Raw genomic sequence first — 8,798 nt, 5'->3', positions numbered from 1 at the left:
CCCCCCCCCCGGAGAGCCACCCCAACACCCCTCCGGAGAAGGGACGGGGCGCCTGTCCTCTGCTAGCGTCCCAGGGCCCTCTGTCCTCCGCCCTCCGCCCTCCACCCTCCGGAGCCCCTCCGCCCTCGCCATCCGTCGATCCGCCAGCGCCCCTGCGCCGGAAGCCCCCCGAAACGAACGGCGATCAGATATTTTTGGCCAATTTAGGCGCGGTTTACGCAGGTTCGACGCAGTCTGGCGGTTGCGGTCTGGCATTTGCCCAGGTCACAAAGGATGGCAGGGAGACACACGTCTTCACGGGTGCGTAAACCGTGCCTAAATTGCCAAAAACCCATCGCCTCCACCCGCATACCCGAGCCGTCGACACCCGCCAACCCGGTCGCCCGCGACCTCCAGACGCAAGCGGGGCGCCCCGCAGGACGCCCCGTCGACGCTCGCTCGGCGCCCCGCCTCCCGCAGGGCCCATGCGCTATGCGCTACCGCTCGTCAGCCGCCTTCTCGATGCAGCCGATGGCGTTGAGCACGCGCGGGTAACCGATGTAGGGGATGAGCTGCGACACCACGTCGATCAGCATCTCCTTGTCGTTGCCCACGTTCATGTTGCCGGCCGCGTGCGCCGTGGCCTGGGCCTCGCAGCCGCCGAGCGCCACCAGGTAGCAGAACGTCACGAGCTCGCGCTCGCGCAGCTCCAGGCCGCCGCGGGTGTAGTAGTCGCCGAAGCAGTTGGCGGCGAGCCAGCGGCGGATGTGCGCCGTGTCCTCGGGCCCCTGCTCCCAGGCGTCGCGCAGGCCCTCGCCGAAGATCTCCACCTGCAAGTCGTTGCCGCGGCGCAGGTGCTCATCACGGGTGGCCGTCTTCTGGTCGGGCAGCGGCAGCTTCACCGAGCGACCGCGCAGCACCTCGTTGGTGATGATGATGTAGGGCAGCACACGCGAGAGGCCCAGGTAGGCCACGCCCTGGTAAACGACTTCCTTGATAGCGGTCGGATCAACCCCCACCTCAAGGGCGGCAGGCAGCATGGTGCGGTAGGCGTCAGCCCCCTGCGACCCCATGAGCGCGGCGAGGATGGCCAGGAAGCGCGTGCGGTCGTCCAGTCGGCTGTCGCGCACGACGTCGCCAAAGGCGAAGTTCTCGAAGATCTGGACGAACTCGGGATCGGTGTAGCCGAGCGCCGAGTCATAGTGGCCGAACAGCCTGGTACGGTAGTCGTCGGCATCGCGGATGATGTCGCTGCTCATGGTAGGTACCTCCTCTGGGCCCCGCAGTCCCCGTCGGTCACGGTTCGCGGCCCCTCAATCTGAACTGGCGCCTAGCATACTCCGCCCGCGGCATCCCAAGGACGCCGACTGCCGATTCGTTACAGATTTTTTCCTCCCCCACCGCGCAAATCCCCCTTCTTGTCGCAATGTCGCACGATAAGGGAACAAATGTTTCACGTGAAACATCAAGGGGCGCAGGCGAAGGAGAAGAGCTTCGCGAAAGCCGGTGGAACACCGCGGATACTCCCCGCAGCCCCGCCACCCCAGCCACCGCCCCACGCCGTTTCTCCCACCGCCCAGGCGGCCCCTCTCCCGCAACCGCCCACACCGTCGCTCAGCTGCTTGGACAACGCCAGGGCACCCCGCTATCGCACCGGCGACATCTCGCCAGCGGCCGCACAGCACCTCGCCGCTGCCCCGGCCTCGCAGCGCCTCGTCCCCGCGGACGCACGGCACTTCGCCAGCGACGCCCCCGCAGCGCCATCCGCGTCACGATACCTCGTCAGCAGCGGCCCCGACGCCGCACGCATCGGGCGTCGCGCCGATGCTCGACCTCGCGGCGTCCGCCTCGCACGCGCTGGTCTCAGCCGCACCTAGGCGGACTTGCGATGGTGACGCGCAGCCTCCTTGGCGGCGGCCCGCTCGGCCTCGGCGGCCTCGTCGCGCGCCGTCACCTGCTCAAGTGACGTGTCGGGCACGCCGGCCTCGGCATCCTCGATCATCTGCTGGAGGATCTCCACATGCGAGCGGCGCTTCTGGGTGGCCGTGCCCACGATGGCGACGGAGCGGTACGCCCCGTACTTCTCGAAGAACTGCGCCACAGCATCCCGCTGCACCATCTCGCGATGATAGGTGGCGAAGAAGTCCTCCCAGCTCATCGACCCGCGCAGATAGCGCTCGAGCACGGTGGTGGCCGGCGAGAACAGAACATCGTGGGCGTAGTCGGCGTGCTGGATCTTCTCCACGAAGAAGGCGAGGTCATCGCGCTTGGTGAAGCCGGCCAGCTGGTTGGTGTTCTTCAGGCGCACGTCGAGCACCAGATCGGCATCCCACTCGGCCAGCTTGGCGAAGAACGACTGGGCAGTGGTCTCATAGGCACTAAGGGTGTGAATCTGCATGGACGCGACCTCCTTGGCTGTGCGATTTCACGATCACCAGGGAGGATAGCGCCCACGCCGCGTCCTGCCAGGCCATACGCGCAAGGGTCCACCATGTGGCAAGGCAACTGTTTCCCAGGGGAAACCTCGCGCGGCTGCCAAGACGCGCTCTGAGGTACGGCCGCGCTGCCGCCGAGCCCCCCCCGGGGGCCACGCAGGCGTCAGGGCGACCCTCGACAGCGCGTTCGAACGGCTGTCGGACCGGCTGCTCGTACGTGCTAGGGCCTCTTACGCAGGGAGAAGCCCCGGCGGGTGAGCTCGGCCACCACCGTCTCCACGAGAAGCGGCAGGGCGGCGTGCACCGCGGGCGTGAGCCCCACCACATATTCCTCGGGCGCCATGTTGTCCACCTGCATGCCGAGGCAGTAGCCCTCAGCCTCGTAGCCGAGCAGCGACGCGGCGTCGAACAGGTCGACGAGCCGCAGGTCGTGTAGCGACGCCATGGCCCCGCAGTGGCGCGCCATGGCATCCGGCGGGAAGCGGTACACGGTGCCGGGCGCGTCCCCCGTGCCATCCACCGCGTCCACCGTCAGGATGACGTCGCAGGACTCCACGTAGGGCAGCATGTCCATCGACATGCAGCCCACGTCGAACAGGCGCACCTCGGGCGGCACCTCATAGCCCTCGACAATGGCATCGTAGGCCGCCGGGCCTACGCCCTCGTCGAGCATGAGCCGATTGCCCACGAAGAACACCGCTGCCGTTCTCGCCGCGCCGCCGCCCACGGCCTCAGCACCCAGACCCACGCTCGCCGCGCCCAGGCCGGCGGCCCCGGCGTCCGTGCCATCGCCTGCGCAGCCCGCGCCGCCGTTCTCGTCGCCCACGGCCTCCGCGCCGACACCCTCACAGCCGCCGAGCTCCACGCCCGCGCAGCCCCCACAACCCGCGCCCGCGCCAGCGGCCTCCGCACCCGAGATCCCGGCATCCGCCACGCGCTCCTCCTCCACGGCGCTCACATCCCCGCCGTCGGGCGAATGGCCAGGTTGTACCAGGTGGCCAATGCCAGCATAAGCACGCCGCCCAAGGCGCACCCCACCGCCCAGCGCCGCTCGCGGCGCAGGTAGTCGGCGCGGCTCACGCCCATCCCCTCGGCGCGGTGCGCCGCGAGCGGCTGGGCCACGATGGAAAAGCCCACGGTCACCGCCGTCAGCGTGACCAGCACGATGAGGGCCACCGTCACCGACAGCGCCGAGGGCGCAGACCACGCGGCATAGAAGCAGTTGTCGGCGAACAGCCACACCGGATAGAACAGGATGGTCGGCATCATGCCGTGGCCAGCGCCCCACACGGGAGGCAGCAGCAGGGCCCCCAGGTTCACCCGGGGCAGCCCGCGCAGGAACTCCTGCTCCTGGGCGATCTGCTCGTCGGTCAGCTCCGCGGCTGACGAGGCGTCGCGTGCCATGGCGTCGCCCTCCTTCCTCGATTCGCTCGTTTTCGCCAGCATAAGACAAGAACGGCGCCCCGAAGGGCGCCGTTCTCTCAGAACATCCTCAAAACACGTCGAGCGGACTCGGCCGCAGCGGCCGCGCCGCCACGAAGCCTAGTGGGTCTCCAGGTCCTCGCCGACGATGTCGTGCACCTCAGGCGCGTAGATCAAGCCGCCATGCTCCTTGTGGATGAACATGAGCTTGGTGGGCGCGAAGCCCTCCACGTTGGCCAGGTAGATGTGGATGAACATGAAGATGATGAACACGTACATCCCGAAGTAGTGGATGATGCGCATGGACATGAGCCCGCCCACGAGGTTCGTGGTGGCCGCCATGGGAGCAGCGGCCATGGTGGGGGCCCACAGGCACAGGCCGGTCCAGAACATCGCCACGATCAGGAAGGGGATCAGAAGGTAGCTGATCTTCTGCGGCACGCCCAGCTTCGCTCCGAGCGGGTGGGTCTTGCGCAGGAACAGGTAGTACTTGATCCACTCAAGGGCCTGGTGACGGTTGTCCTTCTGGGGCAGCCAGGTCTTGTAGTCCGGCACCTGCTCGCGCGTGCCGCCGGTGGGCGAGGTCTTCACGAAGAAGGCCGCGATCACGCGGAAGACGCAGTTCAGGAACAGGACGAAGCCGAAGAACACGTGCACGCCGCGGGCAATGCCCATGAACATCGGCCAGAACGGGAAGTGAATGCAGAAGCCCGTGACGATCAGCAGGATCATGGCGATCAGGTTGATCCAGTGGGTCACCACGAAGATCATCGGGTGGGCCTCACGATAGTGTGCGAGATGTGCCATCCTACTTCACCCCCCAGGGGCTCGTGACGGTCTCGAAGTGCTTGCCGGTGGCCGGCTCGCTCACGTGGACCGCGCAGGCGGTGCAGGGATCGAAGGAGTGAACCGTACGCAGGGCGTTGATGGGCATCTCGATGTCCTCCACCGGCACGCCGATGAGCGCCTGCTCGAGCGGGCCGTGGTCGCCGGCGCCGTTGATGGGAGCCAGGTTCCACGTGGACGGGATAATGATCTGGTAGCCCTCGATCTTGCCGTCCTTGACCTTCTCGGAGTGGTAGAGGGCGCCACGCGGGGCCTCCCAGAAGCCGGTGCCCTCGCCGGTGATGGTCTTGGGCGCGCGGAAGTACTCGGAGTCGCCGGAGGCGAGGGCCTCCATGAGCTCGGCGACCCAGTCCTTCATGAGGCCGGCCACGTAGAGCGTCTCCACCTGGCGGATGGCCGTACGGCCGAGGGTGGACTGGAAGGCAGTCAGGTCGCCGGGCTTGGCGCCCAGGGCCACGAGCAGCTTGTCCACGTTCTCCACGATGAAGGGAACCTTGCGCTGGTAGGCGGCGAAGATGCGGGCCATGGAGCCGGCCTCCATCGGCTTGCCGTCGTAGGTGGGGCACTTCACCCAGGTGTAGCGGTCGTTCACGTCATACTCGGTGAAGTCCGGCTCAGTGACGAAGTAGGGGGACTCGTAGGTCTCGGAGCCCTTGTACCAGGAGCGGCCCATGTACTCGTCGATGAGGCTCTCCTGCACGTCGGACACCTTGAACTGCTCGTCCAGGACGGCCATGGGCAGGTAGCGGTTCTTCATCTGGTCGATGTAGTTGTCGCCGTACGGCCAGCCCGGACCCTCGAAGACGCCCCAGGCGATGTAGCGGCCGCAGCCCTTGCCGAACTCGAGCACGTTCGGGTAGTAGGTGGCGAGCACCATGGTGTCGGGCAGCATGGTCTCGGCGACCCAGTTGTAGATCTCGTCGACCATGGCCTTGAGGTCGTCGAGCTTCTGCTCGGTGGGCACCCACATGGTGCCGCCCGGCACGCTCGTCATGACGTGCGGCATCTTGCCGCCGAGCAGCGCGGACACCTCGGAGGCGCGGGCCTGCATCTTGAGGGCCTCCAGGTAGTGGGCCGTGCAGATGAGGTCAGCCTCGGGGGTCATCTTGTACGCGGCGCCCTCGTCGGCCTCGAACCAGTTGCCGGAGAAGATGGACAGCTGGCCGTTCTTGGCGAAGGCCGCCAGCTTCTGGTGCAGGGCGCCCAGGTCGGAGTGCATGGACGTGCCCGCGGCCTGCGCCAGGTCGATGGCGTCGGCCACGTTGGCGGTGAGCGCGTTCAGCGGGTTCACGTAGTCCAGCGCCGCCAGGTTGTACATCCACAGGATGTTGGAGTGCAGGAACTGCGCGCCCTCCAGCAGGTTGCGGATGATGCGCGCGTTGTTGGAGATGGTGATGCCGTAGGCCTTCTCGCCGGCGATGGACGAGGCGTGGGCGTGGGACACGGGGCACACGCCGCAGATGCGCTCGACGATCTGAGCGGCGTCCTCGGGCGTGCGGCCCTGGACGACCAGCTCCATGCCGCGGAAGCAGCCGCCGGAAACCCAGGCGTCGGACACCTTGCCGTTCTCGACTTCCATCTCGACGCGCAGGTGGCCCTCGATACGGGTAATCGGGTCAATGACAGAGCGGGTCATTAGGCCTGGCCTCCCTTCTCGCTATCGTCCTCCGGAACCGCGTGGCCGCAGTTCTTCTCGGCGAGCTTGGCCTTCTCCTCGCGGGTCAGGTCGTAGGTGCCGATGGAGTTCTCGGGATGCTTCTCGTCCCACTTGCGGATCTTCTCGAAGTCGGCGCCGCCGTCCATGCGGCCGGACACCTTCATGCCGAAGCCGTGAACCACGAGGGCGGCCGCCACCAGGCCCGTGAGGGCGAGCGCGACGGTGCCGGGCTGGAAGGTCCAGTCGCCGATGCGCAGGTCGCGATGGCGCTTGTAGAACGGGGTGTTCACCTCGACCCAGTTCTGGCCGGGGTTGTTCGGGTTGGCCTCGCAGCAGCCGATGCAGGGAGCGCCGGACTGAACGCACCAGCTGCGGCGGTTGTTCCACAGGGTGACGCCGCAGTTGGACTTCGTCTGCGGGCCACGGCAGCCGAGCGGGTAGAGGCAGTAGCCCTTGGCCTCTTCCTCGGAGCCGAACTCGTAGACGAACTCGCCGTTCTCGAAGTGGCCGCGACGCTCGCAGTTGTCATGGATGGTCTGGCCGAAGATGTCGTTGGGCATGGCCATGTCGTTGAGGCGCGCCAGCAGCAGGCTGGGATCCTTCATGACCACGACGTCCACGAGCACCGACATGAGCCACTCGGGGTTGGCTGGGCAGCCGGGGACGTTGACGACGGTCGCCTCGACGCCCGCCTTCTTCAGGTACTCCTGGACGCCCATGGCGTTGGAGGGGTTGGGATGGGCCGCGCACCAGCCGCCGTTGACCGCGCAGGAGCCCAGCGCGACCACCGCGTTGGCGCTCTTAGCGGCATCGACCAGGGCCGTGGTGCCCACCTCGCCGGCGACGCGCAGGGCGTTGCCGCCCCAAGCCTCCAGAACCGCACCCTCATACACAAGAATGTAGTTCCCTGCCTCGATGGTCTGGGCCTTGGCCTCCTCCACCGAATGGCCAGCCGCGGCGGACAGCGTCTCCGAGTAGTTCAGGGAGATCAGATCCAGCACGACCGTGGCAACGTCAGGGGTCTCGACCTGGGCGAACGACTCCGTGCAACCGGTGCAGGAAGCGCCCTCGATCCAGATGACCGGATAGAGATCACCCTTCGTTGCGCCGATGACAGACTCCTCGAGCGCCTGGGCGACGCGGGGCGCGGCGAGCTCGGTGAGCCCGGCTGCGACGGCGACGGCGCCGGCGAGCTTCATGAAGTCGCGGCGGGTCACCCCGCGGGAAGCCAGAATGCTGTCGAATTCTGTAATCGTGGCCTGATTTTCCATGTGTACACCTCCTCAGGTGTCCTCGTCTTCTGACATGCGTGGCTCATTCTGCCCGAACGTGATGATTTTGTGACTGTAAAATTGCGGAAATGTGTTGGTCGTTCCGTCAATGGGGGCAAAATGTTACGACTCACCTCGGGCGTAACATGATGGCGAGGCGCCCGCCGCTCTCCGCGTGCTTCCCGGGCGCCGAGCCCGCAGACGCCGCGCCTCCGCTATCATAGGCCTGCGCCGCCGCCCGGCGCCAAGGTCGCGAGCCGAGCCCGCGCCGTCGAACGACACCTATATATGAAGGAGTCCCTCCCATGGCCAACGCCGACCGCTCCATCGCCTTCCTCGGCCCCGTCGGAACCTACACCCACGAGGCCGTGCTCCACTTCGCCGAGAAGCTGGGCCTCGACGACCCCGAGCTCGTGGAGTGCGTCTCCTTCGACGAGGTGTTCGACTGCGTCGACCGCGGACGCTGCGCGTTTGGCGTGGTGGGCAAGGAGAACTCGCTCGAGGGGCCGGTCACGGCCACCCTCGACAACTTCGCCTTCCGCTCGGGCGCCGTCATCTTAGGCGAGAAGGTGGTCGACATCCACCACTGCCTCGTGCTGCACCCCGACGCCTCGCTCGAAGACGTGCGAACCGTGGCCTCGCATCCCCAGGGACTCGCCCAGTGCCGCCGCTTCCTGAACGAGCGCATGCCCGGGCGCGCCACCCTCACGGCCACCTCCACCGCCGAGAGCGCGCGCATGGCCGCAGCCGACCCCACGGTGGCCGGCATCGCCAACGCGTTTGCGGCCGAGGTGCACGGCGCGCAGGTGGCCGTGCGCGACATCGAGGACCACTTCGGCAACCAGACGGTGTTCGCCCTCATCGGGCGCCCCGGCGCCGCCCCGGCGCTTACCGGCGAGCGCATGAAGACCTCGCTCGCCCTGTTCATGCGCGAGGATCGCGCCGGCACCCTGCACATGATCCTCTCGGAGTTCGCCTTCGCGGGCATCAACCTCACCATGGTGCAGTCGCGCCCCACCAAGCAGCAGCTCGGCGACTACATGTTCTTCATCGAGTTCGCCGGCGCCGCCGACAGCCTGGAGGCCCAGACCGCCCTCAACTGTCTGCGCATGAAGCTGCGCGAGGTGAAGGTGCTCGGCAGCTACCCGGTGTTCTAGGGGGGCAGGGCCGACCGGCGCCCACGCGAAA

Annotated in this window: 8 protein-coding genes; 1 reads left to right on the top strand and 7 read right to left on the bottom strand. The window is 67.3% G+C overall.

Annotated features, from left to right (window positions below):
* Window positions 1-476: 476 nt before the first annotated feature.
* The 7 genes from D1643_RS03280 to D1643_RS03250 all read right to left on the bottom strand — a co-directional run bounded on the left by D1643_RS03280 (window position 477) and on the right by D1643_RS03250 (window position 7,610).
* Window positions 477-1,238, bottom strand: a complete 762-nt coding sequence (locus D1643_RS03280) for a carboxymuconolactone decarboxylase family protein (protein ID WP_160708601.1) — start codon at window positions 1,236-1,238, stop codon at window positions 477-479.
* Window positions 1,239-1,852: 614 nt separating this feature from the next.
* Window positions 1,853-2,377 carry a DUF488 family protein gene (locus D1643_RS03275; protein WP_160708599.1) on the bottom strand — a complete coding sequence of 175 codons (525 nt, stop codon included), beginning with the start codon at window positions 2,375-2,377 and terminating at the stop codon, window positions 1,853-1,855.
* 257 nt (window positions 2,378-2,634) lie between these two features.
* Window positions 2,635-3,372, bottom strand: a complete 738-nt coding sequence (locus tag D1643_RS03270) for a hydrogenase maturation protease (RefSeq protein WP_370520278.1) — start codon at window positions 3,370-3,372, stop codon at window positions 2,635-2,637.
* On the bottom strand, window positions 3,369-3,818 hold the full coding sequence (locus tag D1643_RS03265; RefSeq protein ID WP_160708597.1) for a viscotoxin-A3: 450 nt from the start codon (window positions 3,816-3,818) through the stop codon (window positions 3,369-3,371). Before D1643_RS03265 ends, D1643_RS03270 begins: the two co-directional genes overlap by 4 nt.
* A 138-nt stretch (window positions 3,819-3,956) precedes the next feature.
* Window positions 3,957-4,643 carry a cytochrome b/b6 domain-containing protein gene (locus D1643_RS03260; RefSeq protein WP_160708595.1) on the bottom strand — a complete coding sequence of 229 codons (687 nt, stop codon included), beginning with the start codon at window positions 4,641-4,643 and terminating at the stop codon, window positions 3,957-3,959.
* 1 nt (window position 4,644) lies between these two features.
* Window positions 4,645-6,318, bottom strand: a complete 1,674-nt coding sequence (locus D1643_RS03255) for a nickel-dependent hydrogenase large subunit (RefSeq protein ID WP_160708593.1) — start codon at window positions 6,316-6,318, stop codon at window positions 4,645-4,647.
* On the bottom strand, window positions 6,318-7,610 hold the full coding sequence (locus tag D1643_RS03250; protein ID WP_160708591.1) for a hydrogenase small subunit: 1,293 nt from the start codon (window positions 7,608-7,610) through the stop codon (window positions 6,318-6,320). Before D1643_RS03250 ends, D1643_RS03255 begins: the two co-directional genes overlap by 1 nt.
* 305 nt (window positions 7,611-7,915) lie before the next feature.
* Here D1643_RS03250 and pheA point away from each other — a divergent pair, with 305 nt between their 5' ends.
* Window positions 7,916-8,767 carry a prephenate dehydratase gene (gene pheA, locus D1643_RS03245; protein WP_160708589.1) on the top strand — a complete coding sequence of 284 codons (852 nt, stop codon included), beginning with the start codon at window positions 7,916-7,918 and terminating at the stop codon, window positions 8,765-8,767.
* The last annotated feature ends 31 nt before the right edge of the window (window positions 8,768-8,798 follow it).

Origin of the sequence: Enterorhabdus sp. P55, from assembly GCF_009911695.1 — a bacterium.
Classification (GTDB): Bacteria; Actinomycetota; Coriobacteriia; order Coriobacteriales; family Eggerthellaceae; genus Enterorhabdus.
Note: the sequence above shows the minus strand (reverse complement) of the source record. Positions and strands in the feature narration are given on the sequence as shown.